The sequence below is a fragment of the Sellimonas caecigallum genome (assembly GCF_019754295.1).
In the GTDB taxonomy this organism is placed as follows: Bacteria; Bacillota; Clostridia; order Lachnospirales; family Lachnospiraceae; genus Sellimonas; species Sellimonas caecigallum.
Genome location: NZ_VIRV01000048.1, coordinates 1 through 1,651, shown reverse-complemented (window position 1 = coordinate 1,651; position 1,651 = coordinate 1). Strand labels below are relative to the sequence as shown.

1 protein-coding gene is annotated in these 1,651 nt (G+C 42.3%); it reads right to left on the bottom strand.

From position 1 onward, the window contains the following. Positions 1-76: 76 nt before the first annotated feature. On the bottom strand, positions 77-1,381 hold the full coding sequence (gene ltrA / locus FLB61_RS12915) for a group II intron reverse transcriptase/maturase (RefSeq protein ID WP_087203508.1): 1,305 nt from the start codon (positions 1,379-1,381) through the stop codon (positions 77-79). Positions 1,382-1,651: the final 270 nt, after the last annotated feature.

The following is a 1,651-nucleotide window of genomic DNA, read 5'->3' as shown; positions in this document are numbered from 1 at the left end:
AATAGGGTAGAGGGAGAGTAAAATCTCGCCCCTCCCGTTGAACCGTACGTACGGGTCTCGTATACGGCTCTACAACTTATATTCCAACTTTTACTAAGTAATAGGATAAAGGATTGAGCAGTCCAGCTCCGTCTTTTATCCTGTTTTCAAGTAAATCTTTACTGATTATGAAATTCACTACGTTCATTCCACTTCTTCTGTACCACCCTAGCCTTGAATTTGCCACTTTATAGATTTCTTCACGGCTAAAACCATTATGATTCTTCCAGTTTAAGTAACTCAGATTCCTGTAGACGGTTTTCGGCTTCTTCCACTGCTTCATGACGATTACTCTTATCTTGTGCCGCAGCCATTCCCCAAACTTCTCCATATACTCTTTCATCAGCCCAATCCGAAAGTAATTAATCCATCCTCTTACCATTTCATTAACGCGTTTGATTGTAGCCGCCAGAGGTCTTGCGACTGCTCTGCCTCTTTTCAGATATTCACTCAGTTTCTTTTTGAGTTTCTTTTTCTTTTCCGTAGTGGGTTTTACTTTCCATTCTCCACCATTCTTCAGAAATGTGAATCCCAGATATTTACTCCGTGTCGGTCTGACAACTTTCGTTTTGGTTGCATTTACTTTCAGGAATAGTTTCCTTTCCAACCAGTTACTTATGGATTTCATTACCCGGTTGGCTGCCATTTCACTTTTTGTAAATATCAGCACATCGTCTGCATACCTCGTAAACCGGAGCCCTCTGTATTCCAGTTCTTTGTCCAACTTATCAAGATACACATTTGAACATACGACGGAAAGCGGACCCCCTTGCGGCACGCCCGTGATTGTCGCTTTCTCCAACCCGTTTTCCATTACTCCTGCTTTCAGATATTTCCGAATCAGATTTAATGTGGTACTGTCATTTACCTGTTCCCTTAGTATCTGAATTAGTTTGTCATGATTTACCTTATCGAAAAACTGTTCTATATCTATATCTACTACCCATTCATACCCTTCATTCAAGTATTCCAGTGCCTGTCTGATGGCATCATGGCAACTTCTTCCCGGTCTGAACCCGTAGCTGTAGTCACTGAATATTTTCTCGTAAATATCAGATATAGGCTGTGATATTGCCTGCTGGATTGTTCGGTCTAGCGCCGTCGGTATCCCTAACGGTCTTTTCTTTCCGTTGTCTTTTGGAATGAATACTCTTCGGACTGGCTTCGGTATATAGGTTCTGTTTCTGAGAGACGTTATGATTTTCTCCCGGTTCTCTCTTATATAGTTCCCCAACTCCTCTACCGTAACTCCGTCAACGCCACCCGTGCCTTTATTGGCAACTACCTTTTTATAGGCTCTGTTCAGGTTTTCTTTTGTTAAAATCACTTCTATTAATTCCATCGTTGTTACTCCTCTGACCTATCTCAAGATTCATACATATCGCCCCTCTAGGTATAGACAGTATTCCTCGGTTACGTTCCTACTTTTCCTGTCCACCCGATTTCCGGCTCATGTATTATTTTAAACATAGCGATTCGTACTATAAATCGTTTCCGTCCTTCGGCTATATTCCCACTGGGGCTTCGCCTACTATGACATCATCTGACTCCCTCTCCAAACCTTTTTCGACCATACCTCCCGGTATGTGAGTAGGGTCTCCCGAGGTAAGAC